The 23,839-nt window shown below is 73.6% G+C and carries 27 protein-coding genes and 1 pseudogene; 18 read left to right on the top strand and 10 right to left on the bottom strand.

Annotation, left to right across the window (positions count from 1 at the left end; all coding sequences use genetic code 11):
- Positions 1-185: 185 nt before the first annotated feature.
- Positions 186-812, bottom strand: a complete 627-nt coding sequence (locus ACWEJ6_RS40410; RefSeq protein ID WP_452430821.1) for a TetR/AcrR family transcriptional regulator — start codon at positions 810-812, stop codon at positions 186-188.
- Between the two features lie 192 nt (positions 813-1,004).
- Between ACWEJ6_RS40410 and ACWEJ6_RS40405 the strand changes: the two genes are divergently transcribed.
- Positions 1,005-1,697 (top strand): HXXEE domain-containing protein, encoded by a 693-nt coding sequence (locus ACWEJ6_RS40405; RefSeq protein ID WP_452430818.1) that lies wholly within the window; start codon positions 1,005-1,007, stop codon positions 1,695-1,697.
- Positions 1,698-1,980: 283 nt separating this feature from the next.
- On the opposite strand, the gene ACWEJ6_RS40400 is transcribed toward ACWEJ6_RS40405, so the two are convergent.
- The 3 genes from ACWEJ6_RS40400 to ACWEJ6_RS40390 all read right to left on the bottom strand — a co-directional run bounded on the left by ACWEJ6_RS40400 (position 1,981) and on the right by ACWEJ6_RS40390 (position 4,781).
- Positions 1,981-2,241 (bottom strand): hypothetical protein, encoded by a 261-nt coding sequence (locus ACWEJ6_RS40400; RefSeq protein WP_452430816.1) that lies wholly within the window; start codon positions 2,239-2,241, stop codon positions 1,981-1,983.
- Between the two features lie 119 nt (positions 2,242-2,360).
- Positions 2,361-2,798, bottom strand: a complete 438-nt coding sequence (locus ACWEJ6_RS40395) for a PPOX class F420-dependent oxidoreductase (RefSeq protein ID WP_452430814.1) — start codon at positions 2,796-2,798, stop codon at positions 2,361-2,363.
- Positions 2,799-3,704: 906 nt separating this feature from the next.
- The gene (locus ACWEJ6_RS40390; protein ID WP_452430812.1) at positions 3,705-4,781 is read right to left on the bottom strand and encodes an amidohydrolase family protein; all 1,077 of its coding nucleotides are present in this window, start codon (positions 4,779-4,781) and stop codon (positions 3,705-3,707) included.
- Between the two features lie 97 nt (positions 4,782-4,878).
- Between ACWEJ6_RS40390 and ACWEJ6_RS40385 the strand changes: the two genes are divergently transcribed.
- The 4 genes from ACWEJ6_RS40385 to ACWEJ6_RS40370 all read left to right on the top strand — a co-directional run bounded on the left by ACWEJ6_RS40385 (position 4,879) and on the right by ACWEJ6_RS40370 (position 6,399).
- Positions 4,879-5,343, top strand: coding sequence for a MarR family winged helix-turn-helix transcriptional regulator (locus ACWEJ6_RS40385; protein WP_452430856.1), 465 nt, complete (start codon positions 4,879-4,881; stop codon positions 5,341-5,343).
- Positions 5,344-5,439: 96 nt separating this feature from the next.
- Positions 5,440-5,592: a hypothetical protein gene (locus ACWEJ6_RS40380; protein WP_452430810.1), complete on the top strand. Its 153-nt coding sequence runs from the start codon at positions 5,440-5,442 to the stop codon at positions 5,590-5,592.
- A 256-nt stretch (positions 5,593-5,848) separates the two neighbouring features.
- Positions 5,849-6,034, top strand: coding sequence for a hypothetical protein (locus ACWEJ6_RS40375; protein ID WP_452430808.1), 186 nt, complete (start codon positions 5,849-5,851; stop codon positions 6,032-6,034).
- A gap of 239 nt (positions 6,035-6,273) precedes the next feature.
- Positions 6,274-6,399 carry a hypothetical protein gene (locus ACWEJ6_RS40370; protein ID WP_452430806.1) on the top strand — a complete coding sequence of 42 codons (126 nt, stop codon included), beginning with the start codon at positions 6,274-6,276 and terminating at the stop codon, positions 6,397-6,399.
- 67 nt (positions 6,400-6,466) lie between these two features.
- On the opposite strand, the gene ACWEJ6_RS40365 is transcribed toward ACWEJ6_RS40370, so the two are convergent.
- Positions 6,467-7,396, bottom strand: a complete 930-nt coding sequence (locus tag ACWEJ6_RS40365; RefSeq protein WP_452430804.1) for a hypothetical protein — start codon at positions 7,394-7,396, stop codon at positions 6,467-6,469.
- Positions 7,397-7,595: 199 nt separating this feature from the next.
- Positions 7,596-8,216 carry an O-methyltransferase gene (locus ACWEJ6_RS40360; protein WP_452430802.1) on the bottom strand — a complete coding sequence of 207 codons (621 nt, stop codon included), beginning with the start codon at positions 8,214-8,216 and terminating at the stop codon, positions 7,596-7,598.
- 310 nt (positions 8,217-8,526) lie between these two features.
- Between ACWEJ6_RS40360 and ACWEJ6_RS40355 the strand changes: the two are divergent.
- Together ACWEJ6_RS40355 and ACWEJ6_RS40350 are read left to right on the top strand one after the other, a co-directional pair.
- A pseudogene (locus tag ACWEJ6_RS40355) lies at positions 8,527-9,168 on the top strand (sigma-70 family RNA polymerase sigma factor); the annotation flags it as partial.
- Positions 9,169-9,282: 114 nt separating this feature from the next.
- Complete coding sequence (locus ACWEJ6_RS40350; protein ID WP_452430799.1) at positions 9,283-10,179, top strand: polysaccharide deacetylase family protein; 897 nt, start codon at positions 9,283-9,285, stop codon at positions 10,177-10,179.
- A gap of 10 nt (positions 10,180-10,189) precedes the next feature.
- Here the strand turns inward: ACWEJ6_RS40350 and ACWEJ6_RS40345 are convergent, their stop codons facing one another.
- Genes ACWEJ6_RS40345 through ACWEJ6_RS40335 form a run of 3 tightly spaced genes read right to left on the bottom strand, consistent with a single transcriptional unit; the run spans position 10,190 to position 11,730 of the window.
- Entirely contained in the window at positions 10,190-10,717 is a 528-nt protein-coding gene (locus tag ACWEJ6_RS40345; protein WP_452430797.1) for a GNAT family N-acetyltransferase, read from the bottom strand.
- Between the two features lie 25 nt (positions 10,718-10,742).
- Positions 10,743-11,339 carry a TetR/AcrR family transcriptional regulator gene (locus ACWEJ6_RS40340; RefSeq protein ID WP_358297399.1) on the bottom strand — a complete coding sequence of 199 codons (597 nt, stop codon included), beginning with the start codon at positions 11,337-11,339 and terminating at the stop codon, positions 10,743-10,745.
- A gap of 1 nt (position 11,340) precedes the next feature.
- Positions 11,341-11,730 carry a hypothetical protein gene (locus ACWEJ6_RS40335; protein ID WP_452430795.1) on the bottom strand — a complete coding sequence of 130 codons (390 nt, stop codon included), beginning with the start codon at positions 11,728-11,730 and terminating at the stop codon, positions 11,341-11,343.
- A gap of 93 nt (positions 11,731-11,823) precedes the next feature.
- Between ACWEJ6_RS40335 and ACWEJ6_RS40330 the strand changes: the two genes are divergently transcribed.
- From ACWEJ6_RS40330 to ACWEJ6_RS40305, 6 genes are all read left to right on the top strand, one after another.
- Positions 11,824-12,588: a class I SAM-dependent methyltransferase gene (locus ACWEJ6_RS40330; RefSeq protein WP_452430793.1), complete on the top strand. Its 765-nt coding sequence runs from the start codon at positions 11,824-11,826 to the stop codon at positions 12,586-12,588.
- 89 nt (positions 12,589-12,677) lie between these two features.
- Positions 12,678-13,070 carry a GntR family transcriptional regulator gene (locus tag ACWEJ6_RS40325; protein WP_358297403.1) on the top strand — a complete coding sequence of 131 codons (393 nt, stop codon included), beginning with the start codon at positions 12,678-12,680 and terminating at the stop codon, positions 13,068-13,070.
- Positions 13,067-13,954 (top strand): ABC transporter ATP-binding protein, encoded by an 888-nt coding sequence (locus ACWEJ6_RS40320; protein ID WP_452430790.1) that lies wholly within the window; start codon positions 13,067-13,069, stop codon positions 13,952-13,954. Before ACWEJ6_RS40325 ends, ACWEJ6_RS40320 begins: the two co-directional genes overlap by 4 nt.
- Positions 13,951-15,018 (top strand): ABC transporter permease, encoded by a 1,068-nt coding sequence (locus ACWEJ6_RS40315; RefSeq protein WP_452430788.1) that lies wholly within the window; start codon positions 13,951-13,953, stop codon positions 15,016-15,018. Before ACWEJ6_RS40320 ends, ACWEJ6_RS40315 begins: the two co-directional genes overlap by 4 nt.
- Positions 15,015-16,448 carry a S41 family peptidase gene (locus ACWEJ6_RS40310; protein ID WP_452430786.1) on the top strand — a complete coding sequence of 478 codons (1,434 nt, stop codon included), beginning with the start codon at positions 15,015-15,017 and terminating at the stop codon, positions 16,446-16,448. The genes ACWEJ6_RS40315 and ACWEJ6_RS40310 overlap by 4 nt, the downstream gene beginning before the upstream one ends.
- Positions 16,449-16,480: 32 nt before the next feature.
- Positions 16,481-17,698: an alpha/beta hydrolase family protein gene (locus ACWEJ6_RS40305; protein WP_452430784.1), complete on the top strand. Its 1,218-nt coding sequence runs from the start codon at positions 16,481-16,483 to the stop codon at positions 17,696-17,698.
- Positions 17,699-17,720: 22 nt separating this feature from the next.
- Here the strand turns inward: ACWEJ6_RS40305 and ACWEJ6_RS40300 are convergent, their stop codons facing one another.
- Positions 17,721-18,485 carry an NAD(P)-binding domain-containing protein gene (locus tag ACWEJ6_RS40300; RefSeq protein ID WP_387682167.1) on the bottom strand — a complete coding sequence of 255 codons (765 nt, stop codon included), beginning with the start codon at positions 18,483-18,485 and terminating at the stop codon, positions 17,721-17,723.
- 107 nt (positions 18,486-18,592) lie between these two features.
- Here ACWEJ6_RS40300 and ACWEJ6_RS40295 point away from each other — a divergent pair, with 107 nt between their 5' ends.
- Genes ACWEJ6_RS40295 through ACWEJ6_RS40275 form a run of 5 tightly spaced genes read left to right on the top strand, consistent with a single transcriptional unit; the run spans position 18,593 to position 23,837 of the window.
- A complete protein-coding gene (locus ACWEJ6_RS40295) occupies positions 18,593-18,835 on the top strand; it encodes a hypothetical protein (protein WP_387682169.1) in 243 nt (80 codons plus the stop codon).
- Between the two features lie 20 nt (positions 18,836-18,855).
- Positions 18,856-19,581, top strand: coding sequence for an ABC transporter ATP-binding protein (locus tag ACWEJ6_RS40290; RefSeq protein ID WP_387682416.1), 726 nt, complete (start codon positions 18,856-18,858; stop codon positions 19,579-19,581).
- Positions 19,578-21,977, top strand: a complete 2,400-nt coding sequence (locus tag ACWEJ6_RS40285; RefSeq protein WP_452430781.1) for an FtsX-like permease family protein — start codon at positions 19,578-19,580, stop codon at positions 21,975-21,977. The genes ACWEJ6_RS40290 and ACWEJ6_RS40285 overlap by 4 nt, the downstream gene beginning before the upstream one ends.
- Before the next feature lie 40 nt (positions 21,978-22,017).
- Entirely contained in the window at positions 22,018-23,208 is a 1,191-nt protein-coding gene (locus tag ACWEJ6_RS40280; protein ID WP_452430778.1) for a histidine kinase, read from the top strand.
- Positions 23,196-23,837 carry a response regulator transcription factor gene (locus ACWEJ6_RS40275; RefSeq protein ID WP_387682178.1) on the top strand — a complete coding sequence of 214 codons (642 nt, stop codon included), beginning with the start codon at positions 23,196-23,198 and terminating at the stop codon, positions 23,835-23,837. Before ACWEJ6_RS40280 ends, ACWEJ6_RS40275 begins: the two co-directional genes overlap by 13 nt.
- The last annotated feature ends 2 nt before the right edge of the window (positions 23,838-23,839 follow it).

The following is a 23,839-nucleotide window of genomic DNA, read 5'->3' as shown; positions in this document are numbered from 1 at the left end:
GTAGCCCTCCAGCGTGAACGATCCCATTGCGCCCGCCCCCATCGTCTGCCGCTGCGCGTGTCCTTGCCAAGGCGGTACCCGCGGGGCGGCCCGTGCCGGCGGCCGGGAGGGAGTCTGGGCCGAAGACGGATGATGTTTGAGGTGTTAATGGCGGTGCGGGGCCTTGGGCGGTGGTTGCTCGCGGCTCAGGTGGTGGCGGCCTCAGGGCGGCCCAGAGGGCCGGTGAGGTAGTGCTGGACGGTGGGGGCGACGGCGGCGAGGAGGGTGGGCAGGTCGCGGTCGGCGAGGGCGGGGAGCCGGAGCAGGTGGCGGCCCAGAGCGATGCCGAACAGGTGGTTGAGCGCCAGGGCCAGGCGCAGGTCCGGGTCGTCGCCGGGCAGCAGGGAGCGGACGTCTTCGGGCAGGGCGGCGGTGAGCTGCTCGCGCAGCTGCTCGCGGGCGCCTTCGTGGGCCAAGGCCGACGCCACCGTGGCGCGCAGGGACCCGGCCAGGCCGGGGTCCTCCCACAGCGACAGGTAGGCGCGGGCCAGGCGCTCGCCGACCTCGCCGACGGGCCCGTCGAAGGCGCCCTGGATCTGCTGGACCGCCTGGCCGGGCAGCTGGAGGGTGGCGGCGAACAGGCCGTCCTTGTTGCCGAAGTAGTGGGCCAGCAGCGCGACGTCGACCCCCGCCGCCGCGGCGATCGACCGCATGGTCGCCCCGCAGAACCCCTTGGCCGCGAACTCGTGCCTGGCCGCGGCCAGGATGCGGTCCCGGTTGCGGCCATCGCCACCGGGCGGCCGCCCGGGGCGCTCGGCGTCCTTCTCGCTCATGCCAGGCACTCTACCGGCCCTCAACAAGTGTTGACATCAACAAATGTTGAATTACAGTGGTGGTGCGGACCCTCGATGTGCGACCGGCACCCAGCAGTGGATCCACACCAAGAACCCCTGGAAGGCACCCCGCGCATGTTCTCCACATTCGATCTCGAGTTCGCCTGGATCGGCCTTGGAGCCGCGATCGTCTTGACGGTCGCGCTCCTGGCGACCGACGCGCTGCGCAGCAGCCGCCCCCTGTCTCGATGGAAGGACCCGGCCTGGCTGGGCTGGGTCGCCGTCGTGGTGTACCTGTTCCACAACGTCGAGGAGTACGGCATCGCCGCCGACGGCGCCCACCATGCCTTCCCCGACTCCCTGTGCACCACGCTCAACCAGGGCACCTACCCGGAATGCCCAATCCCGACAGAGTTCTACCTGTTCGTCAACATCGGGTTGATCTGGATCGTGGCGGTGATCTGTGCCCTGCTCGCCCGCAAGTACGTGATGATGGGGTTCGCGTTCTACAGCATCGTCATCGTCAACTGCTTCTTCCACATCGTCCCTGCCGTCGTCACCGGCACGTACAACCCGGGGCTGCTCACCGCGGTCGTGATGTTCCTGCCCGCCTCGGCCTGGATGATCAGCGTCTTCCTCAAGCACCAGGACCCGGCGCTCGGCAAGTGGCGCCTGCTCGGCATCGTCGGCGTCGGCGTGGCCGCCAACGGCTCCCTGCCGCTCACGATCAACCTGTTCCTGAACGACGTCATCTCCCGACCCGCCCTCGACCTGCTGCAGCTCCTCAACGCGAGCCTCATCCTGCTGGTCAGCGCCCTCCTCCAAAGGTCCCTGCCCCCAGCACACCCCGCGACGACCAAGACCCGCACCCAAGCCGCCCGCTGAACGACGCAGCGTGCTGACCACGGCGATCTGCGCCGCCGGCTCCTCGCCCGCCTGCAGCTGTCCGCCGATCCGCACGCCGAGCGTCACTGGCAGCTCCTGGCGACGATCAATGGGCGGCCTGTTTCACCGACACTCGCTCCCGTTTACACCTGGTTCGCCATGGCTCTGCACCCAGAGCGATGACCCGGACAACCCGCGCGCCGCACCAGGGTGGGGCGCAGCCGCTCCTCACCGACCGCGGCGGCACGGCGGGTGACGGGCGTGGGCGGTTGCAGAGGTTGGGTCATGCGGAGTTGGTCGTGGTGAAGACGCGGGCAAGCTGGTCGTCGATCAACCGCTGCCTCAGCAGAACGCTCGACTGAAGCCCCTCGGCGCCTGCCCCCAGGAACGCGGCCTCGGCCGCGGCGTTGATGTTCAGGGACGCCTGGCCGGACTCCTGCCCTTGCTTGATCAGGCCGGCGACCAGGTTCTCCAGCGCGAGCGGCGCGTCGCGGGCGACCTCGGCCAGGGCGGGGAGCAGTACTCCCCGGACGATCACCCGCATGCCGGGCGCGTCGCCGAGCAGCGCGAGGCATTCGCGGGCCCCGTTGCTCGGCGTCGTCGTTGAGGATCTTCAGCGCTCCGAGCAGCAACTGGTCGCGGGTGCCGTCTTGTCGATCGTGGTCAGACGTCGCGGGAGATGTAGCCCTGGAGGTGGGAGCCGCTCCCGAAGGACGGATTGGTGATCGGCTCGAGATTCCAGGCGACGATGCGGTGCGGTCGGATGCGCAGGGTCTCGTGGTCGAAGGCCGGGTGGAGCGGCGGGTCCAGGAAGACGATCTCGGCGTGACCACGCAGTTCGATACCGCGGCCGGTCTGGCCGAGGGCGTTGGGCGTCGGTGACTGGTCGTCAATGACGAGGGAGACCCGGGGGTCGGCTAGGACGTTCTTGTATTTGCGGCTCTTGCTCAGCTCCGGGCCGCCGATCTGGACGGTCTCGGTTGCGGGGTCGAACCAGATCGCGACCGGCTGCGAGTGGGGAGACCCGTCGGGACCGAGGGTGGCCAGGCGGCCGAGTTCCTGCTCCGACAGGTATGCGTGCTCTGAGTCAGTGAAAATCATGGCAGCAGCCTGCGACCTCAACCGTGCTTAAGGTCAAGCGGTCCGGCCGAGCACACCGCGGGTTCGACCGCATTGCGGAACTCAGGGTTCAGGTTGCCTTCCAGACCTGCGGGGCAAAGAGCCCGCGAGCCGGCGGAGCGGTTCGGACAGGTGCTGGGCCAACCACCGCAACGTTACGAATCCGTGGTGGCCGGTGTGGGCGCGCCCGCGTAGCGGCGTGGAAGGGCTGCACCGGACGTGGTGGAGCGCAGATACGAGCCAGTAACCCGACGACCGAGATCACGTGGGGTCGAAGCCATTGTGCGGCGAAGGAGCTCGTGCACGAGTTTGGTGGCCAGCGCGATGAGCAGGTGCGACTTGCCGGAACCGGGGTCACCGAAGCTTGTCTTTGGCCACGACGGCGGGCTGGGCAGACATCGTCGGCCGGACAGAGCGGGACGACGTTGCGGGGTTGGGCGCTCACGTCGTTCGCGCTGAGGAGCAGCGCCTGCCCGGTGGGTAGAAAGCCAGCCCCGGCAGCAGCCGCTCGCGGGGCATGGCTGCCTCACCCTTGCCGTATGGTGTCGCCCCGGAGCGCCGCGCGCGCGGCGTCCTCAGCCCGCCAGGCAGTGCGCACCTGACCCAGCAGCGCACCGTTGCGCTCAAATCCCGCCTCCGCCAGCCCCGCCATCTCCTCGCGCAGGACGCGGCCGACACGGTCACAGACGGCGCTGGCCTCATCGCGAGCTCGGCGGGCACTGACGAGCTGGCCCGGATCGCCGGCGTAACTATTTGATCTTCCGCTCGTCCTGCTTGCCTGGCCTGCCCTACCTTCGGCGTCTATGCCGGTTGAGTTCTTGAGTGATGGTGAGGCGGCCGCGTACAGAAACCCCCAGACCATCGCCGACTTCATCGGGGACCCGCTGGTCACGTTCTGACGCGGACGCCGCGCCGCCACACGCCGGCCAGGTCGCGGGTGGCGGTGATGGCGGCCGTGGGGTCGCCGTCGACCAGGAGGAGGTCGGCGCGGGCGCCCGGGGCGATCCGGCCGCGGTCGCGCAGCCCGAAGTGCCGGGCGGGCAGGGAGGTGGCGGCGGCCAGCGCCTGCGTCTCCGTCAGCCCGGCCTCGACCAGCAGGGCCAGTTCGTCGTGCATGGCCTCGCCGAACGGCACGAGCGCGGGGCCGCCGCCCTCGTTGGCGTCGGTGCCGGCCAGGATCGGCACGCCCGCCTGGTGCAGGGCCCCGACGCTGTCCCGGGCGGCCTCGTACGACAGCCCGTACGTGTCGGCCATGCGCCGCATCATGGTCAGCGTCGGGACCGCCGTGCGCCCCGCGCCGGCCATCGTGCGGGCGAACGCGGGCGTGAGCGGCGTGTCGAGGGGGGCGTGCGTGATCATGTCCACGCCCGCGTCGAGGGCGACCTGGGCGGCGGCGTGCCTCGGGGCGTGCGCCACGGTCAGCAGGCCGCGCCGGGCGGCGGCCGTGACCAGGGCGCGCACGGTCTCCGGGGCGAGCGCAGGCGTGGCCGGGTCCGCCAGGACGATCTTGATGTAGTCGGAGCCCTCCGCGGCGCGGGCGGCGACGAACGCCTCGGCCTCCTCCGGGCCGCTCACCTTGGGCAGCCCCGGCACGTCGGGCAACCCGCCGGGGACGCTGGCCAGGATGCCGGAGCTGCGCAGGCCGGCCACGTCGTCCCGGCTCGCGGCGGCCTCGCGCAGCGCGGCGAGTTCGGCGAGCGGGTAGGAGAACATGTTCAGGCAGGTCGTCGTGCCCTGGACGAGGGCCTTGCGCAGGTGCTCGGCGGTCGCAGCGTGGGTGTGGGCGTCGATCAGGCCGGGCAGCAGGGTGCGGCCGTCGCCGGGCACGATCTCCCAGCCGGGACGCCTGGGGATGCGGGGAGCGACATGGGCGATCTCGGCCCCGTCGATGAGGACGCCGCCCGTGCCGGTGACGCGCTCCCCGTCGAAGATGCGCACGTCCTCGATGAGCGTCTGCTTCGTCATGGCTCTCCTCTAGATAGACAAGCCACTTGTCTTTCTCGGGAACGGTAGACTCCTGAGCCGGAAATGGTCAAGCCACTTGTCCAAAGGGGACGCCGTGATGGCCGAAGAGGCGACCGAGCTGCCGTTGCTGCTGGCCATGGCGTTCCGGGTGCTGTCGACCCGCCTGCGGGAACGGCTCGCCGACGAGGGGCACGACGGGCTGCGCCCGGCGCACGGGTTCGCGCTGGCGTACTTGAAGCGGCGCGGCGGCTCCACGGCCGGGGAGCTGGCGCGGCTGGTCGGGATGACCAAGCAGGCCTCGGCCCAGCTCCTCGCCGAGCTGGAGTCCGGCGGTTATGTCGAACGCCGGCCCAACCCCGATGACCGCCGCAGCCAGATCGTGGTGCCGACCGAGCGGGGCGCGGACGTGGAGCGGCTGTTCTCGGCGTTGTCGCGCGAGGTCGAGGACGACTGGGCCCGCCAGGTGGGGGCGGAGCCCCTCGACCACACACGGCAGGCGCTCCAGGCGCTGGTCCGCAGTTCGGTTCCCCAGGGCCCGGCCCCGGTACGCCCCGACTGGTGAGGACGCTTGCACGTTAGTCGAAGTGATCGGGATCCCGCCGCCCCCGTTGCCAGCTTGGCCGATGCCTTGGTTCAGCAATCGGAGGGAAGCAGATACATGGCTCTGTCACTCGGCCGCCTGACCCGCCCAGCCGGGTTCGGGCTCGCGCTCGCGCTGGCGCTGGCGCTGGACGCGACGCTCTCCGCAGGCGTCGCCACCCAGGCCGGCGCCGCCACCGCCGGGCACGGGACCAGGTTTGATCCTCTTTGATCCTCCTCCTGGCCACCAACCCCACCCGCCGCCTCCTGCGACGCAAGACTGCCCACCGAGGCGATCGCGCCATCGGCCTTCGAGACGGGTAAAGATCGTTGATCGGGTGATCTGAATTCGTGTTCCTGTCTCTGCCTTGTTCACTGAGCGTGATCGTTTGGGGCGTAGCGCTCCAGGTCCCGCCCGCTTCGGATGCGAGCCGGGTGGTGGTCTTGTCGTGGAAGCCCAGAGCCTGTGCGATGACGGGAGCGGGGGCTTGGAGGACCAATTGCCGAAGGGCGGCGGTGCGGGCGGCTTGGCCGGAGATGCCGAGGTCGCGGATCAGGTCGGCGAGGCTGCGGTGATGGAGGGGCTGGCCGGCTCGGCGTCCGGGGAAGAGCCAGCGGGCATCGACGTTGGTAGCCGTGTTCATGTTGGTGCGCTCGGCTTTGGCTCGGAGTAGAAACTGGGAAAAGGGGGCGGGGACCGGTGTCGGTGGATTGCCCAGAGGGCTGAGGATCTGGCCGGCGGAGTCATGGATGATGTCATCGAGGGTGAGTCGGACAATGCGGCTGGCGGGCTGGGCATAGTGCAGCATGAGTCAGGCCGCGGCTCGTGACCGGACCGCTTGGGCCAGAAGCTCGCCCTGCCCGTCTCGTCCAGGAAGGGGGCCGTGCTCCGGCAGGAAGTCGTACCACGGCCATGCCGCTGCCGCCCCAAGACACCGACCTCAAGGACGGCGGCAAGGCGGTGCTCGGCAAGTCCGGCGTGACGGCGTACAAGGCCGGCTGGACGGACGACAAGCCCGCCGCTGCGGCCGCGAGCTGACCGGTCAGGCCGAAGGCGCCGATGTGACGCGTCGCGGTACGCGGCGCGTCACGTCGGGGCCGTGCTGTCAGGAACGGACGGCCAGCGCCTGCGTCAGCCGCGGACGCGACGTGGAACGGCCCCGGACGGCCGCCGCTGCCGCGACCACCACCGCCACGAGCGCGCCGGCGGCGAGCAGGGTGGTGCCGTCGGGGTGGACGAGCGCCTGGCCGCGCTGCGCCTGCCAGATCAGCAGCCCGGTGAGACCGGCGTAACCGAACGCGGCCACGATCACCAGCGGGACCCGGCGCACCCACAGCGCGATCAGCGGCAGCACCTGCAGCGCGTGCAGCCCGACGAAGTGGGCCACCCGCAGGTCGCCGCCGCCGGTCGCCCAGCCCAGCAGCGGCATGCCCGCGCCGCCGTCCGCCGCGCCGACCGTGTGCGCGCCGATCGTGATCAGCTTGACGCCGCCGGCCAGCGCCTGCGCCTGCTCCGGCGTCGGCGCGGTCATCAGGTAGCCGACCGACATGCCCGCCAGCGAGATCGCCACCCCCAGCGGGATCGCCCAGGCCATCGCCCGGTTCACCCGGCGCTGCATCACCAGGAAGATCCCCAGCGCCAGCGTGAGCGCCCAGCCCAGGTAGGCGGCCCCTCCCATCAGCATGAACACCGACTTGTCGAACGTGGTGGCGAAGTTGAAGTGGCTGCGCACCCCGCGTACCGCCTGCAAGGTGATCGCCGAGATCTCCGGCAGCACGAACAGCGTCACCGTGACCGTGCCCAGCCACCACAGGGTCCGCCGCCACCGCTCGACCTGGCCGATCATCCAGGCGAGGGTGAGCGCGTACAGGGCGAAGGAGGCGGCGAACTTGAACGGCTTGAGCCAGACCGCCTCGCCCATGACGGTCCGCCCGTCGACCACCAGGCCGACGCCGCTCACCAACGCGAGCGCCGCCATCGCGAGGGCGCAGGCGACGAGCGGACCGTGCCAGGTTCTCCAGCGCAGGGAAGTCATGACGTCTCCTTCAGATCGACTGAGAACAACCCTGCTGGTCAGGCGCGACACGAACCAGAGATGTGATCACCGGCTGCACATGACATCGTCATGAATCGGGCAAGCGGGTCGTGGAGACGTCCCAGGCGCGTGGGCGACCGGCCCGGGCGCCGGCGCGAACCCCTCCTCGCTGAGAACCTCGCCGCCGCCCGGGCGCTGATCAACGTTCCCGGTCGGGTGCCTCGGCGAAGCGGCGGGTGGCCACCAGCGCGGCCAGGTCGGGTGCGAGCCGCAGTTCCGCCGTGTCCATGCCGGGGTGGCCGAGCCAGTGCATCCGGGTCCGGTCGATGCTCCCGTCGAACCGGGGCGGCCAGTGCCGGGCCGGGGTCAGGTCGTCGATGACCAGCGTGCCGCCGGGCCTGAGCAGCCGGTGGGGGTCGGCGGGCGGCTCGCCGTGCTTGCCCTGGCCGCCTCCGTCGAGGACGAGCAGGTCGTACGGCGCGTCCCGGTGGATCTCCCGCCAGTCGCCATGGACGACCGACACCTGTGGCTGATCGAAGAACACCTCGGCGGCCAGGGCCGCCGAGCCCGCGTCCCGTTCGACGCTGACCAACCGGGTCCCGGGCCGCGCCCCTGACGCCAGCCAGGCGAGCCCCACCCCGCACCCCGTCCCGGTCTCGCCGATCATCTCGGCCCCGGCGGCCAGCGCCAGCAGCAACCGTCCCTGCTCGGGACGGCAGGACGTCCCGAAGCCCGCCCGCCGCGCGACCTCGACCGCCCGCCGCACCAAAGGCGGTAGTTGCGCGAGATCGGGGTATGTCGCCGTGCCCTCAAGTGACATCGGTCCAGGCTAAGCCGGCCGACCGCCCTACGACACCCTTGGTCGAAGCGGCCGGCCGAGAGTCCGGAGACGAACTCGCGCGACATGTAGATGGAGTTCTGCGGGAACCGAGCGGGAAGGCGCTGACCTCGTCGAGGTGCTCCACTACCTCGGGCGGCAACCGCAGCTCACAGGCGGCGAGGTTGCCGGTGCGCTGGTCGAGCGTCCTGGCGCCGGAGATCGGATGGATCCAGGCGTGGTGCGCCCGGGTCCAGGGCGAGGGCGACCTGGGAGGAGGAGACGCCGAACTCGTCGGCGACGGCGTATCGCCATGACTCCCCATGACCTGCTGGCTGACCGGTTCGAGGGGCATCGTCCCCGTCTGAAGGCGGTCGCCTACCGCATGCTCGGCTCGCTGACCGAGGCCGAGGACGCGGTCCAGGAGGCGTGGCTGCGGCTGGCGCGCTCGGACTCGGGCGACATCGCCGATCTGGGCGCCTGGCTGACCACCGTGGTGAGCCGGGTCTGCCTGGACGTCCTGCGCGCCCGCAAGGCCCTGCGGGAGGAGCCGCTGGAGGCGCGGCTGCCGGACCCGGTGGTCGGACGGGCCGAGGCCGCCGACCCGGCCGCCGGACGGGCCGAGGCCGCCGACCCGGCCGCCGGACCCGAGCAGGAGGCGCTGCTGGCCGACTCGGTGGGCCTGGCGCTGCTGGTCGTGCTGGAGTCGTTGTCGCCGGCCGAGCGGCCGGCGTTCGTGCCGCACGACATGTTCGGCCTGCCGTTCGAGCAGATCGCGCCCATCGTGGAGCGCACGCCGGTGGCGGCCAAGAAGCCGGCCGGCCGGGCGCGTCAGCGGGTGCGCGGCGCGGCCCCCACCCCCGATCCCGACCTCGCCGGTCAGCGCCGGGTGGTGGAGGCGTTCCTGGCCGCGGCCCGCGAGGGCGACTTCGACGCGCTGCTGGCCGTCCTCGACCTCACGTCCCTGGGAGCGCCGATCGCCGGACGGTGATTGACGAAGGTCGCCGCGGTGCTGCACGATCGGTCGCGCGGGGTCGTCCACCGGCCGCCACCTACGAAGGGTTCGCTGATGACGCTCGCCTCCCGGCTCGGCCACGCCTCCGACGACCGGCTGCTCATCGTCAACGCCGACGACTACGGCATGAGCCGGTCGGCCAACCTCGGCATCACCTCCCTCCTGCGGGCCGGGGCGATCAGCTCGGCCACGGTGATGACGCCCTGCCCGTGGGCGCCGCAGGCCGTCGCCGAGGCCGCCGGTTTCGACGTCGGGGTGCACCTGACGCTGACCAGCGAGTGGGAGGGTTACCGCTGGGGCCCGGTCACCCGCGACCGGCCCGTCCCCACGCTGGTGGACGAGACCGGCTGCTTCTTCCGCGACTGCGCCTCCTTCGAACGGTCGGCCGACCCCGAAGAGGTCCGCGTCGAGATCGTCAACCAGATCCGCAAGGCCGTCGCGCTCGGCCTGGACCCCTCGCACGCCGACAACCACATGGGCAGCCTGTACGGCCTGGCCACCGGCCGTCACTTCCTGGACGTCGTCCTGCCGGTGTGCGCCGAGTTCGGCCTGCCCTTCCGCCTGCCCCGCTCGCTGGAGGGGACCGGCGCGCCGGAGGAGCTGGAGCCCGTGGCGCGGGCCCTGGCCGCGATGGCCGACGAGGCCGGGGTGGTCATCCTCGACCGCCTGTGGTCGCTGCCCTTCCAGCAGTCCGACGGCGAGGACTACGACTCGCTCAAGAAGGACATGATCGGGCTGCTGGGCTCGCTGCGGCCGGGCGTGACGGAGATCTACATCCATCCCTTCGAGGACACCGACGAGCTGCGCGCCATCATGCCGGGCGCGGCCAAGCGCGGCTGGGAGCTGGCCCTGTTCACCGATCCCGACGTCCGGGAGGTCCTGGACGGCGAGGACGTCAAGCTGATCGGCTGGCTGGACCTGCGGGCCGCGCAGCGCGGCGAACGCCCGTGACCCCGGGCCGCTACCCGGGCCGGGTGGGCACCAGGTAGCGGCGTTTGCGCTCGGTGAGGTCGAGGAGCCGGCCGCCGTTGGCCTCGATGACCCGCCGGGAGGCGGTGTTCGTCCGGTCGCACATGACCAGGGCGGGGTCGACGCCCAGCCGCCGGGCGATCGGCAGCGCCGCGGCCAGCATCGCCGTCGCGTGGCCCAGACGGCGGGCGCCCGGGCGCACGTCGTAGCCGATGTGGCCGCCGAGCCGCTCCAGCTCCGGGGTGAGCCGGTGGCGGACGGCCAGCCTGCCGAGGAACCGGTCACCGTCGGCCCACCACAGCGTGGTCATCGGCACGAACCCCGCGCGCACGCCCGCCTGGGTGCGCTCGCCGAGCAGCCGCCGGACGTAGGCCGCGAAGGCCGCCGGATCGGTCAGCGCCGCGGGATCGACGTCCTGGACGAACCACGGGACCGGGAAGTCACGGTCGGCCCGGAACTCGGCCACCGCCTCCAGGAACGACGTCCGCAACCCGGGCGTGGGATCGACGAGGACCGGCATGCCGACCATGATGCCCGACGGCCGCTCAGGACGGGCGGGGTGTCCTCGCGGTGGCGCGGTCGAAGAGTTCGGCGAGCTCGTCGGCGCAGTGGTCGGGGTCGAGGCCGCCGGCGACCCGGTCGGCCACCGCGTCGATGCCGGCGCGCAGGGACGTGGCCATCAGGACGCTGTCGAACGTCCGGAACGCGCCGCTGCGCTGGCCGTCGTCGAACAGGGCGACGAGCCGGGCGATGGCGGCGTCCCGCTCGCCGCCCCCCACGGGCGCGCGGTTGAACGCGATCTGCTGGACCGCGCGCACGTGGGCCGGATGGGCGGCGATGAAGGCGATGTTCGCCCTGATGAACGCCTCCAGCTGGGCACGGGCTCCGGACGCGGCCTCGATCGCCGGCCGCATGAAGGCGGCCGCGTCGGAGACGACCTGCCGGACGACGGCCTCGAAGAGCTGCTCCTTGGTGGAGAAGTGGTAGGAGATCAGCCTCTTGCTGCTGAGCCCGGCATGGTGGCAGATGGCCTCGAACGTGGTCTCCGGGTAACCCCGCTCGGCGAGCACGGCGATCGCGGCCGAGGCGATCTGGGCCTTGCGGGCCTCGGTGGCCGCCTGACGGGTTCCGGAGCTCTCCATGTCAGCCCAGCTTGCCACGCTTCGGGAACGCCGCACGCACGGCACGGCGGTTGACGACGACCGCGACGGCGGCGACCAGGACGCCGACCACGGCCTGCTCGGCCTTCATCCACAGCGGGTAGCCGCTGTCCGGCGCGAGGAGGATGAGCACGACGCCGATGGGCGCGGCGACGGAGACGAACCGGATGCGCACGTAGGCGGCCCGTCTGCCGCGGGCGGCCTGCCCGGCGAGGGAGACGAGCCAGGCGGAGGCGGCGGCGACGGCGACGGCGCGCAGCCACACCACCCAGTTGCCGCCGACGACGGCGGCCACGCCGAGCGTGGCGATCGACAGGAGCAGCACGGCGGCGAAGAGGATCTGGACGAGCCGCCAGACCTGATTGTTATCCATGAGGATAAATTTACACGCTCGGATAAAAAACTGCGCGGGATCCGCCGGGGAAAACTCGTTGCCGCCGGCCGGGCGCGGCGGCCACGATCGATCATGACCGTGACCCGCGAGGTGCTCGCCTACTACGCACAGGATCTGGAGCACGACCGGCTGCGCGAGGGGCGCGGCCGCCTGGAGTTCTGGCGCACCCAGGACGTGCTGCGCCGCACGCTGCCGCCGCCCCCCGCCCGGGTCCTCGACGTGGGCGGCGGCACCGGCGTGCACGCCGAATGGCTGCTGGCCGACGGCTACGAGGTGGACCTGCTGGACCCCGTGCCGCTGCACGTGGAGCGGGCGGCGAGGGTGCCGGGGCTGCGCGCCCGGGTCGGCGACGCGCGGCGGCTGCCCGTGCCCGACGGCAGGGCGGACGCCGTCCTGCTGCTGGGCCCGCTCTACCACCTGGCCGACCGGGCCGACCGGCTGCGGGCCCTGGGCGAGGCCCGGCGCGCCGTACGGCCCGGCGGGGTGGTGGCCGCGGCCACCATCAACCGGTACGCGGCCGTGCTCGACACCGTCAACCTCGGCACCTACCTGGAGGAACGGCAGCGGGAGGCGGCCCATGCCGCCGCGGCGGACGGCGTCATGCTCTCCCCAGGCGCGGATTCACCGCCTACTTCCACCACCCGGACGGGGTGGCCGCCGAGTTCGCCGACGCCGGGCTGCCCGGCGCCGCCCGGTACGGCCTGGAGGGCACCTTCTGGCTGCACGGCGACGTCGAGGACTGGCTCGACGACCCGGACCGCCGGGCCCTGCTCCTGGACGCCCAGCGCTCGATGGAGTCGGAGCCCTCGCTCCTGGGCGCCAGCGGGCACCTGCTGACCGTCGCCCACCGGCCCGGCTGAGTTTCCTTACACGCCCTTGATCTCCAAAGGTCCATAGTACTAGGAGCCTAGATAAATGGAGGAAGGGTGATCGACTTCTATCTGGACGCCCGGTCCGGCGTGTCGCCGTACCTGCAGCTGGTCCAGCAGGTGCGGCACGCGCTGCGCCTGGGCCTGCTGCGCGAGGGCGACCGGCTGCCCACGGTCAAGGAGGTCGTCGCCGCGCTGGCGATCAATCCCAACACCGTGCTGAAGGCCTACCGCGAGCTGGAGCACGAGGGGCTGGCGGCGGCCCGGCCGGGGGTCGGCACGTTCGTCACCAGGACGCTGGCCGACGCCTCCCTGGCCGCGCACGGGCCGCTCCGCCAGGACCTGCGCCGCTGGCTGGCCAAGGCCCGCCTGGCCGGGCTGGACGACGAGAGCATCGAGGCGCTGTTCATGAGCACCTTCCGGGCCGCGGCGCGGCGGGACACGGCATGAGCGGCGTCCTGACCGCCCAGGGGCTGGGCAGGAGGTACGGCAGGCGCTGGGCCCTGCGCGACTGCGCGCTCGACGTGCCGGCCGGTCACGTCGTCGGGCTGGTCGGCCCCAACGGGGTCGGCAAGACCACGCTGCTGAAGCTGGCCGGCGGTCAGCTCAGGCCGTCCGAGGGCAGCATCACGGTGCTCGGCGGGAACCCGCCGGACGCGCCGGGCCAGCAGGCCAGGATCGGGTTCGTCGCCCAGGACGCCCCGGTCTACGCCGGGCTGAGCGTGGCCGACCACTTACGCCTCGGCGCGCGGCTCAACCCCGGCTGGGACGCCGCGCTCGCCGATGACCGCGTCCGGCGGCTGGGGCTCGACCCCGGGCAGCGGGCGGGCAGGTTGTCGGGCGGCCAGCGCGCCCAGCTCGCGCTCACCATGGGCCTGGCCAAGCGGCCCGAGCTGCTGCTCCTGGACGAGCCGGTCGCCGCGCTCGACCCGCTGGCCCGCCGGGAGTTCCTCCAGGGCCTGATGGAGGCCGTCGCCGAGCAGGAGCTGAGCGTGGTGCTCTCCTCCCACCTGGTCGCCGACCTCGAACGCACCTGCGACTACGTGGTCGTGCTGGTCGACTCGCGGGTGCGCGTCGCCGGCGAGGTCGAGGAGCTGCTGGCCACCCACCACCGGCTCACCGGGCCGCGCCGCGACCCCGGCCGGCTGCCCGCGGAGCAGCACGTGGTCTCCGCGCGCCACACCGACCGGCAGAGCACTCTGATCGTCCGCACGGACGCGCCGATCCACGACCCCGCCTGGACGGTCACCCCGCTCAGCCTGGAGGACCTGGTGCTGGCCTACATGGAGCGGCCGGCCGCCGCCCGTCCGCTCGCCCTGGAGGTCCAGCGATGATCTGGCTGACCTGGCGCCAGTTCCGCGCCGCCGCCGCGATGACGGCCGGGGCGCTCGCCGTGCTCGCCGCCGTCCTGGCCGTGACCGGGCCAGAGCTGGCCGGCGACTACTCCGCCGGCATCGCCGACTGCGCCGCGAACGGCGACTGCGGGCGCTTCTTCGACCGGTTCTTCGACGAGCACCAGACCTCCTTCCTGGCCGTCACGCTCGTCGTGCTGGTCCTGCCGGCCCTGGTCGGGCTCTTCTGGGGGGCGCCGCTGATCACCCGCGAGCTGGAGAGCGGCACCCACCTGCTGGTGTGGAACCAGAGCATCACCCGCAGCCGGTGGCTGGCCGTCAAGCTCGGGCTCGTCGGGCTGGCCGCGGTGGCCGCCGCCGGGCTGTGCAGCCTCGTGGTGACCTGGTGGTCCGGCCCGCTGGACAGGTCGGCCGCGCCGGGGTTCGGGCTGATGGACCCGCTGGTGTTCGGGGCGCGCGGGGTCGTCCCGATGGGGTACGCGGCCTTCGCGTTCGTCCTGGGCGTGACCGTCGGCATGCTGGTCCGCCGTACGCTGCCGGCGATGGCGATCACGCTGGCCGTCTTCGCCGCGCTCCAGATCGCCGTGCCGCTGCTGGTCAGGCCCCACCTGCTGCCGCCGGTCAGCGCGTCGTTCGAGCTCGGCCGCGACAACGTCGACGACTTCCTCGTGCCGGGCGGCGGCGGCGGCCCCGGCGCGCACGTGATGCTGGCCCCGGCGATCCCCGGCCGTCCGGGGGCGTGGGTGCTGTCCGGCGAGCTCGTGGACGGCTCCGGGCGCGTGATCGGCGACGAGGGCGCCGGGGTCCTCGTCCCGGTGTCCCTGACCTCGGGGCCCTGCGGGACGTCCGCGATGCGGGAACAGGGCGAGGGCGCCATGAGCGCGTGCCTGGCCGAGGTCAACCGGCTGGGGTACCGGCAGCGGGCGGTGTACCAGCCCTTCGAGCGCTTCTGGCCGTTCCAGTGGATCGAGACCGGGCTCTACGCCCTGCTCGCCCTCGGCCTGACGGCGTTCTGCTTCGACCGGCTCAGAAGGAGGCTGTCATGAGGGGCGGGACGCTGGCGGCGGGGCTCGTCCTGGTCCTGGCGACGGCCTGCGCCGCGCAGACGCCGCCGCGCGCCCGGCCCGGCGGCGCGTCCGCGGCCGCCCCGGCCGTGTGCGCGCCGCCGCAGGGCGGCGCTCCCCCCGGCGCGGAACAACCGACGACGATCGACGTGGTGCAGCAGGCGTACCAGTGCATTTTCGCCCGCTACTACGGCGCCGCCACCCTGGACGGCCGGACGCTGCTCACCGCCGGGTTCGCCGCCTTCGTCCGGGAACTCAACCGGGCCGGCCACGACCTGCCCGAGGCCGCGATGCCGGCGCTGACCGGCGACAGGACGGCCGACTGGGCCGCGTTCGAGGCGGCCTACCGGCGGGTCATCGACCGGCTGCCGCGCGACGACGCCCTGCGCGCCCGGCTGGCCGCCGCCACGCTGGAGGCGATCGTGGCCGCGCTCGGCGACGACCACGCCCGCTGGGAGCACGGCACACCACGCCCGCCCGGCGCCTACGACGGCGACCAGTACGGCCTGGGCCTCAGGGCCAGCGCCCGCCCGGCCGACGCCCCCGGGACGGCGCTGCCGCCGCTGTTCGTGACCGCCGTGCCCGGCGGACCGGCGCGGGCCGCCGGAGTGCGCCCCGGCGACGTCGTCGAGTCGGTCGACGGCTCGGCGCCCTTCGTCGGCACGCAGGTCACCCCGGCCGTCGTCGCCGCGCTCCACCCGCGCTACCCGCAGGCCGCCCCGGTCCGGCTGCGGCTGCTGCGTCCCGACACCGGCCGCCGCCGCACCGTGACGCTGAAGCCCCGCCTGTTCCAGCCCGATCCGGACACCCTGCCGGTCGTGGCGGCCGGCCTGCTCGCCGGGGACGTCGCCCACGTGCGGATGAGCGGCTTCGCGCCCGACTCCGCCGACCGGGTGCTGCGGGCGATCGCCCGGCTGCGGACCGGCAGGACGCTCGCCGGGGTCGTGCTGGACCTGCGCGGCAACGGCGGCGGCAGCCCCGAGGAGGTGAACCGGCTGCTGGGCGGCTTCGCGCACGGCGCGGTGACCGCCTACCAGTGCGCCGCGGACGGCTCGTGCGAGACCATGCGGACCGACGACACCGTCCCGCTGGTCGGGCTGCCGCTGGTGGTGCTGACCGACCGGGGGTGCGCCTCGGCGTGCGAGCACTTCAGCGCCGCCGTCAAGGACCTGCGGCTCGGCCGGCTGGTCGGGACGCGGACGGCCGGGGCGGTGTCGGGGCCGGCGCAGCCGTACGCGCTGGGCGACAACACCGTTCTCGCGTTCCCGTCCAGGCATCACCTGGCGCCGGGACGCGAGGTGATCGACCGGGTCGGCGTGCCGCCCGACGTGCACGTGCCGCTGACCCCGCGCGACGCCGCCGCCGGGCGCGACCCCGCCCTGGCCGCGGCGCTGAACCTGCTGCACCCCTGACGATTCCCGTGCCGACGAGGACGGACCATCTCATGAGCCATGCCGTCGTACCGAAGCCGATCACCCGCGCCGTGTCGACCCTCCTGACCGTGTCGTGCCTGCTGTCGGCGTGCGCCGCGCCCGCACCGCCGAGGGCCGCCGCCGCCCGCCCCTCGGCCACGACCGCCACGCCCGCCACGCCCGCCGCTCCCCCGGCGCTGCCCCCGCCGACCGGCGACCGGCCGGTCGGCGCCACCGTCCTGTACCTGAAGGACGCCTCCCGCGCCGACCCGTGGGCGCCCGAGGCGAAGGCCAGGGAGCTGATGGTCACCCTGTGGTACCCGGCACGGACGCGGACGGGCACCCCCGCGCCCTACATGTCGGCCAAGGAGTCCGAGCTGACGCTGAAGGGCAAGCGGGTGACCAGTGCACCCTCCGACGTGCTCAGCAAGGTGCGGACCAACGCCCGCACCGGCGCCGAGCCCGCCGGACGGGCGGGCGGCCTGCCCCTGGTGGTGCTCTCCCCTGGCTTCACGCTGCCGCGCGGCACGCTGACCGCCCTCGCCGAGGACCTGGCCTCGCACGGGTACGTCGTGGCCGGCGTCGACCACGCCTACGAGAACTACGCCACGACCTTCACGGACGGGCGGATCGCGACGTGCGTGGCCTGCGACAGCGACACCGACCCCGGTTTCGGGCCGAGGGTGACCGCGGCGCGGGCGGCCGACGTCTCCTTCGTGCTCGACCGGCTGACCGGCCCGGACCCGGCGTGGCCGGGCGCGCGGCTGATCGACCGGAAGCGGATCGCGATGGCGGGCCACTCGATCGGCGGGGCCGCGGCGGTGGAGGCCATGCTGAAGGACCGCCGGATCCGCGCCGGCCTCGACATGGACGGCACCACGTACGCCCGCATCCCCAGGGGCGGGCTGTCGCGGCCGTTCCTGTTCCTGGGGTCGGCGGGCCACCCGCCGGGCGGGCGCGACACCTCCTGGGACCGCGACTGGAAGCTGCTGTCCGGCTGGAAGCGGTGGCTGACGCTGCCCGGCGCGGACCACCAGTCCTTCACCGACGTGCCGCTGCTGGCCCGAGCGCTCGGCCTGGGCACGCCGGGCTCCCTTGACGCGGCCCGGCCCACGCAGATCGTCCGCGCGTACGTCCGGGCCTTCCTCGACCTGCACCTGCGCGGCAGGCCGCAGCCGTTGCTGGACGGGCCGTCGGCGCGCTACCCGGAGGTGCGGTTCTGCGTGCCCGGGAAGAAGGACTGCCGGTGACCGCCCGGCCGGGAGCCCGCGGTCAGGTGAGGCGGTCGAGCAGGTCGTCGAGCGTCCCGGTGAGGGCCTGCGAGCTGGCCGGGGTGAACCAGGTGGTGCGGACGCGTTCGTTGCTGCCGTTCGGGGTCTCGTGGTCGGCCGCGAGCCGCGCCAGCGAACGGCTCTCGTCGCCCAGGGCCCGCCCGAGCCCCTGGAACAGGCCGCGGACGTAGCCCTCCGCCACCTCGGGCGGCACGCCGTGCCCGGCGGCCCACGCGCTGAGCGTGGCCAGGTAGGACAGGTGGGTGGTGAGCGTGGCGGTCAGCGCGGAGAAGACGTTGAAGGCGGCCTCGTCCTCGGCCGCGAGCACGCCGCCCAGCCGTTCGAACAGGGCGTCGGTCACCGGGTGGGACGGCCAGGTCACCGTGACGGAGTCGCGGTCGCGGACGGCGGGCAGCGGGATCGCGCGCACCAGGGTGGCGCCGGTGTCCAGGAGCTTGCGCAGCTCCTCGACGGCGACGCCGGCCATCACGTTGACCACGATCGTGTCGTCGGCCACCCGCAGGCCGGCCAGCGCGTCGTGCCGGTCCGGCGGGCGCACGGCGATGACGACCAGCTCGGCGCGGTCCGCCACCTCCTGGTTGGAGGCGCACACGTGCACGTCGGCGTAGCGCTGCGACAGCTCCGCCGCCGCGCGGGCGCCCCGCGGGGAGAGGAACACCTCGGGACGCTCGCCGGGCCCCTCGCACAGGCCCGTCACGATGGCCCGGCCGATCTCGCCCACCCCGATGACCCCGATCCGCTGCACCAAGTCTTCCTCCCGATCCGTGGTCGTCCGTACTACAGCAGTCTGTACCGTTACTTCGGTTGCTGGCGGGATTCAGCGCGGAGACCTGCGTCCATAGCGTTGTCCTCATGAGCGATCCGTACAGAATTGACACATATGAGCGGGCGGCGCACAGCCCGCGGACCCGGCCGCGGCGATCGGCGTCGCGCCCCCTGCTGTGGATCATGGCGGTGGGCGGGGCCTCGGTGAACGTGGCGACCAACATCGTCCTGCGGGGCGATCTGACCGCCGTCGGGCTGGCGTCGGGCGTGGTGGGCGTGGCGGGCATCGCCGGGCTGCTGATCCTGCGCTTCGCCGGGGGCCGGTCGTGAGCGCGGTCGTGAGGCCCGTCATGGAGGCGGTCGTCACGCTGGAGCGCGTGAGCAAGACCTACGGTGACGTGGTCGCCCTCGACGACGTCTCGCTGGCCTTCCCGCGCGGCCGGTTCGTGGCCGTGATGGGGCCGTCGGGCTCGGGGAAGAGCACCCTCCTGCAGGCCGCCGCGGCCCTGGAGCCGCCGACCTCCGGCGAGATCACCATCTGCGGCGTCGAGGTCACCCGCATGTCGGAGACCCGGCGCACGGAGTGGCGCAGGAAGCACCTGGGCTACGTGTTCCAGTCCTACAACCTGCTGCCCACCGTGACCGTCGAGGACAACGTCACGTTGCCGTTGCGGATGGCCGGGGTGCGCCCGGACCGGGCCTGGCTCGGCGAGCTGGTCGACCGGATGGGCCTGCGCGACCGGATGCGGCACCTGCCCACGGAGTTGTCGGGCGGGCAGCAGCAGCGGGCGGCGATCGTCCGGGCCCTGGCCGCGCGCCCCGACGTGGTGTTCGCCGACGAGCCCACCGGCGCCCTCGACCTGCGCAGCGCCGCCCACGTGCTGGACCTGCTGCGCGAGCTGGTCGACGACCTGGGCCAGACCGTCGTCATGGTCACCCACGACCCGGCCGCCGCGGCCCGCGCGCACGACACCGTGCTCATGGCCGACGGGCGGGTCCTTGACATCCTGCCCGCCCCGACCGCCGAGGACCTGGCCGTACGGCTGGCGCGGCTGAGCGCGGAGCGGGTCGCATGATCAGGCTCGCACTTGCGCTCGCCAAGGCGGGCGGGCTGGTCGTGGTGTTCGCGGCGGTGCTGGGCGGGATGGCGCTGGTGACCGGGACCGGCGTGCTGGTGGACTCGGCCTTCCGCGCGCAGCCGCCCCTGCGGCTGTCGGGCGCGGACGTGCTCGTCTCGGCCCGGCAGAGCATCCCGCTGAAGGAGGAGCCGGACATCGCGCTGCCCGAACGCGCCAGGATCCCCGGCTCGCTGGTCGCCTCGGCGTCCGGGGTGCCGGGCGTCGCGGCCGTGGCCGGTGACGTCGCCTTCCCCGCCGCCGTCGGGTCCGGGACGGCCGGGCGGACCGCCGACCCGGCCACCGCCGGGCACGGCTGGTCGTCCCTGGCGCTGAGCGGCCGGATCACCGCCGGACGGGCGCCGCGCGCCGCCGACGAGATCGCGGTGAGCGGCGCGCGGGTCGGCGACCGGCTGCGGCTGACGGCGGCCGGCACGCCGGGCACCTACCGGGTGAGCGCCGTGGTGGACGCCCCCGGCGTGTACTTCACCGACGCCGTCGCCACCGCCCTGGCCGCCAGGACGGCGGGCCGGGCGCGGACGGTGGACCTCGTCGCGGTCCGCGCGGAGCCCGGCGTCTCCCCCGAGACGCTGGCCGCCCGGCTGAAGGCCCGCCTGGGCGACGGCTACGCGTACGCCACGGGCCTGGACCGGGCCGACGCGGAGTCGCCGGGCGCGGCGGCCGGCCGCGGGCTGCTGCTGGTCCTGCCCTCCTCGATCGGCGGGGTCAGCCTGCTGGTGGTCGGGTTCGTGGTGGGCGGCGGCCTGGCGCTGTCGGTCAACCGGCAGCGCCGCGACCTCGCCCTGCTGCGCGCGGCCGGCGCGACGCCGCGTCAGGTGCGCAGGCTGGTGACCATCCAGGCCGCGGCGGCGGCGCTGCCCGCTGTGCCGTTCGGGGCCGCGCTCGGCTACTTCCTGGCCGCCCGCTTCGGCGAGTTGCTGGCCGGGATCGGGCTGGTGCGCGCGGACCAGCCGCTGGTGTACGGGCCGCTGCCGGCCGTGGCCGCGACGCTGCTGCTGCTCGGCGTCACGCGGGTGGCCGCCTGGGCGGGGTCGTTGCGGGTCTCGCGCATGCCGGTGGTCTCCGGGCTGCCCGAGCCGCGCATGCCGTCGCCGGGGCGGACCCGGGCGGGGCTGCTGCTCATGCTCGGCGCGCTGGCGCTGTCCGTGACGCCGCTGTTCATGCGGGGCGAGGCGGGCATGATCGGTCCGGGCATCGCGTCGATCGTCGCGGTGATCGGCCTGGCGCTGGCCGGTCCGCGGCTGGTGCAGGGGGCGGCCGGGGCGGTGGCCGGTTCGCGGCTCATGACGCGGCTGCCCGGCTCGCTGTGGCTGGCGGTGCACAACTCCCACGGGTACGCGCTGCGCACCGCCGGCGCCGTGGCCGCCCTCGGCATGGTGGTCACGCTCGGCCTCAGCGTGGTGCTCAGCCAGACCACGATGGCCAAGGCGCGCGCCGACGAGGTCGCCCTGGGCCTGCGCGGCCTCGTCACGATCACCGCTCCTGACCTCGGCGGCGTCCCGCGCGACCTGCTGGCCGACGTACGTTCGCGGACGAAGGCGGCGGGCATGGCGATGACGACCGTGGTGACCGAGCCGATGCTCACCGGCGACAGCCCCGCCCTGATGGCCACGCCCGCCATGGCGCTCGGCCCGGACGCCGAGGGCCTGGTCGACCTGGACCTCGCCGACGGCGGCCTGTCCGGCCTCAAGGGCGCGGCCGTCGCGGTGGAGGAGGGCCTGGGCCGGGTCGGCGGAAGCATCAACGTGATCATGGGCGACGGCGCGCGGGTGCGGACTCGGGTGGCCGCCACCTACCGGCGCGGCCTCGGGTTCGGCCCGATCGTGGTCTCCCGCGACCTGGCCGCCGCGCACACGACGACCGGCCTGGACAGCGCGGTGCTGGCCCGTCCTGCCGACTTCGGCGACCTCGTGAGCCGCCCCGGGCTGCGCTTCGACGACCACGCCGCCGGACCGCAGGCCGCCATGGCCTCGGCCCAGACGCTGGTGAACGTGGCCGTGCTCGCCGTGCTGCTGGGGTACGTGCTGGTGTCGGTCGCCAACCGGCTGGTGGCGACGACGACCGCGCGCCGGGAGGAGTTCTCCGGGCTGCGCGCGATCGGCCTGACCCCGCGTCAGCTCAGGCGCGTGGTGCGCTGGGAGGCGCTGCTCGTGGGCGCCGGGGCGTCACTGTCGGGGCTGGTGCTGTCGGCGGTGCCGCTGGTGCTGCTGAGCGTGGGCTTCCTGGCCCGCCCGCTGCCTGCCGGGCCGTTGTGGCTGGTCCCGGCCTCTATCCTGGCAGTGATGACGATTGTGTCCCTCGCCATGGAGCTACCCGCCCGGAAGATCATGACGTGACGTGAAAGCTCTGTGGCGGTTCGTTCGGTATCACTTGATCGTGTTCGCGTCGGCCCTGGCGGCGATGGTCTCGCTGGCGCTGCTGGCCGTGGGCGTCGCGCTCGTCCCGGTGGGCGGGGCGGGGCTGGTCCTGGTGCCGCGCATGATGGCGGTGCTCCACCGGTGGACCGAGTGGCAGCGCGTGCAGGCCGGCGCGGTGCTGGGGGTCGCCGTGCCGGCGCGTCCGGCGCCGCCCGCCCGGACCGGGGTGCGCGACCAGTGGCGGCAGCTCCTCACGAGCACGCGGGCCAGGCGTGACCTGCGCTGGACGGCGCTGCACGTCGTCGTGGGCCTGCCCGCCGCGCTGGCCGCGCTCGGGGTGGCCGGGCTGCTGGTGAACCCCGTGCTGGAGGCCCCGCTGTGGTGGCTGTTCCCCGCGGACGACCCGCTGCGGCTGCTGGTGGCCCTGCCGGTCACCGGATGGGAGCAGGCGATCGGCATGGGCGTCGCGCAAATCGTGCTGGCCGCGCCGCTGGCCTGGTGGGCGCTGCCGCGGCTGGCCCGGCTGCACGCCCGCGCCTGCCTGGCCGCGCTCGCCCCCTCGGAGGCCGACCGGCTGGCCGAGCGGGTCGGCGAGCTGACCGAGAGCAGGTCGAACGTCCTCGACGCGCACGCCGCCGAGCTGCGCCGCATCGAGCGCGACCTGCACGACGGCACCCAGGCCCGGCTGGTCGCCATCGCGATGCGGCTGGCCATGGCCCGCGAGGCGCTCGACGACGACGGCGGGCCCGTCGGCCGGCTGCTGAAGGACGCGCACGAGGGCACCGAGGAGGCGATGACCGAGTTGCGGCAGGTGATCCGGACGATGTACCCGCCCGTCCTGGCCGACAGGGGGCTGGCCGGCGCGGTGGCCGCCGTGACGGCCAAGGCCGGCCTGCCCGTCGAGACGGACGTGAGCGGCCTCGGCGCCGTGCCCGCCGCGGTCGAGACGGCGGCCTACTTCATCGTGGCCGAGGCGGTCACGAACGCCACCAAGCACAGCGGCGCCGGCCACGTCACCGTACGGCTGGCGTCCGGACGCGTGCTGCGCATCGAGGTCTGCGACGACGGCAGGGGCGGCGTGGACGAGAGCCGCGGCACCGGCGTCACCGGCATCCGCAGAAGGGCCGCCGCGCTCGACGGTACCTTGTCCATCGACAGCCCTCCCGGAGGGCCCACCCGTCTTGTCGTGGAGCTGCCGTGCGCGTCGTGATCGCCGAGGACAACGTCCTGCTGTCCACGGGGCTGGAACTGCTCCTGACCAGCAAGGACATCGAGGTGGCCGCGGTCGTGCCGGACGCCGGCGCCCTGCTGGACGCCGTCACCGAGCACCGGCCCGACCTGGTGATCGCCGACGTGCGGCTGCCGCCGTCGTTCCGCGACGAGGGCATCAGGGCCGCCGTCGCCCTCCGGCGCGCCGACCCCGCCCTGCCCATCCTGGTCCTGTCCCAGTACGTCGAGCGCATCTACGCCCGCGAACTGCTGGCGCACGGCTCCGGCGGCGTCGGTTACCTGCTGAAGGACCGGGTCAGCCGGGTGAGCCAGTTCGTCGAGGACGTCCGCCGGGTGGCCGCGGGCGGCACGGTCATGGACCCCGAGGTCATCGCCCAGCTCATGGTCGGGCGGGGCCACGGCTTGGACAGCCTCACCGGCCGGGAGCGGGAGGTGTTGTCCTGGATGGCCCAGGGCCTGAGCAACACCGAGATCGGCGAGCGGCTGACGATCACCGACAACGCGGTGCACAAGCACATCGGCAGCATCTTCGCCAAGCTCGGCCTGGCCGTCTCGGACGGCGGCCACCGCCGGGTCATGGCCGTGCTCACCTTCCTCGACGACCAGTGACC

Source organism: Nonomuraea sp. NPDC004702, from assembly GCF_053601695.1.
Note: the sequence above shows the minus strand (reverse complement) of the source record. Positions and strands in the feature narration are given on the sequence as shown.

What these genes read in the sequence shown, in the direction of transcription:
- ACWEJ6_RS40410 (WP_452430821.1), bottom strand. Translation starts at nt 812, where the DNA reads ATGAGCGAGAAGGACGCCGAGCGCCCCGGGCGGCCGCCCGGTGGCGAT.
- ACWEJ6_RS40385 (WP_452430856.1), top strand. Translation starts at nt 4,879, where the DNA reads ATGGCCGAAGAGGCGACCGAGCTGCCGTTGCTGCTGGCCATGGCGTTC.
- ACWEJ6_RS40290 (WP_387682416.1), top strand. Translation starts at nt 18,856, where the DNA reads ATGGAGGCGGTCGTCACGCTGGAGCGCGTGAGCAAGACCTACGGTGAC.
- ACWEJ6_RS40340 (WP_358297399.1), bottom strand. Translation starts at nt 11,339, where the DNA reads ATGGAGAGCTCCGGAACCCGTCAGGCGGCCACCGAGGCCCGCAAGGCC.
- ACWEJ6_RS40285 (WP_452430781.1), top strand. Translation starts at nt 19,578, where the DNA reads ATGATCAGGCTCGCACTTGCGCTCGCCAAGGCGGGCGGGCTGGTCGTG.
- ACWEJ6_RS40295 (WP_387682169.1), top strand. Translation starts at nt 18,593, where the DNA reads ATGAGCGATCCGTACAGAATTGACACATATGAGCGGGCGGCGCACAGC.
- ACWEJ6_RS40360 (WP_452430802.1), bottom strand. Translation starts at nt 8,216, where the DNA reads ATGTCACTTGAGGGCACGGCGACATACCCCGATCTCGCGCAACTACCG.
- ACWEJ6_RS40330 (WP_452430793.1), top strand. Translation starts at nt 11,824, where the DNA reads ATGACCGTGACCCGCGAGGTGCTCGCCTACTACGCACAGGATCTGGAG.
- ACWEJ6_RS40310 (WP_452430786.1), top strand. Translation starts at nt 15,015, where the DNA reads ATGAGGGGCGGGACGCTGGCGGCGGGGCTCGTCCTGGTCCTGGCGACG.
- ACWEJ6_RS40370 (WP_452430806.1), top strand. Translation starts at nt 6,274, where the DNA reads ATGCCGCTGCCGCCCCAAGACACCGACCTCAAGGACGGCGGCAAGGCG.
- ACWEJ6_RS40380 (WP_452430810.1), top strand. Translation starts at nt 5,440, where the DNA reads ATGGCTCTGTCACTCGGCCGCCTGACCCGCCCAGCCGGGTTCGGGCTC.
- ACWEJ6_RS40320 (WP_452430790.1), top strand. Translation starts at nt 13,067, where the DNA reads ATGAGCGGCGTCCTGACCGCCCAGGGGCTGGGCAGGAGGTACGGCAGG.
- ACWEJ6_RS40395 (WP_452430814.1), bottom strand. Translation starts at nt 2,798, where the DNA reads ATGATTTTCACTGACTCAGAGCACGCATACCTGTCGGAGCAGGAACTC.
- ACWEJ6_RS40305 (WP_452430784.1), top strand. Translation starts at nt 16,481, where the DNA reads ATGAGCCATGCCGTCGTACCGAAGCCGATCACCCGCGCCGTGTCGACC.
- ACWEJ6_RS40335 (WP_452430795.1), bottom strand. Translation starts at nt 11,730, where the DNA reads ATGGATAACAATCAGGTCTGGCGGCTCGTCCAGATCCTCTTCGCCGCC.
- ACWEJ6_RS40390 (WP_452430812.1), bottom strand. Translation starts at nt 4,781, where the DNA reads ATGACGAAGCAGACGCTCATCGAGGACGTGCGCATCTTCGACGGGGAG.
- ACWEJ6_RS40365 (WP_452430804.1), bottom strand. Translation starts at nt 7,396, where the DNA reads ATGACTTCCCTGCGCTGGAGAACCTGGCACGGTCCGCTCGTCGCCTGC.
- ACWEJ6_RS40350 (WP_452430799.1), top strand. Translation starts at nt 9,283, where the DNA reads ATGACGCTCGCCTCCCGGCTCGGCCACGCCTCCGACGACCGGCTGCTC.
- ACWEJ6_RS40345 (WP_452430797.1), bottom strand. Translation starts at nt 10,717, where the DNA reads ATGCCGGTCCTCGTCGATCCCACGCCCGGGTTGCGGACGTCGTTCCTG.
- ACWEJ6_RS40315 (WP_452430788.1), top strand. Translation starts at nt 13,951, where the DNA reads ATGATCTGGCTGACCTGGCGCCAGTTCCGCGCCGCCGCCGCGATGACG.
- ACWEJ6_RS40400 (WP_452430816.1), bottom strand. Translation starts at nt 2,241, where the DNA reads ATGCGGGTGATCGTCCGGGGAGTACTGCTCCCCGCCCTGGCCGAGGTC.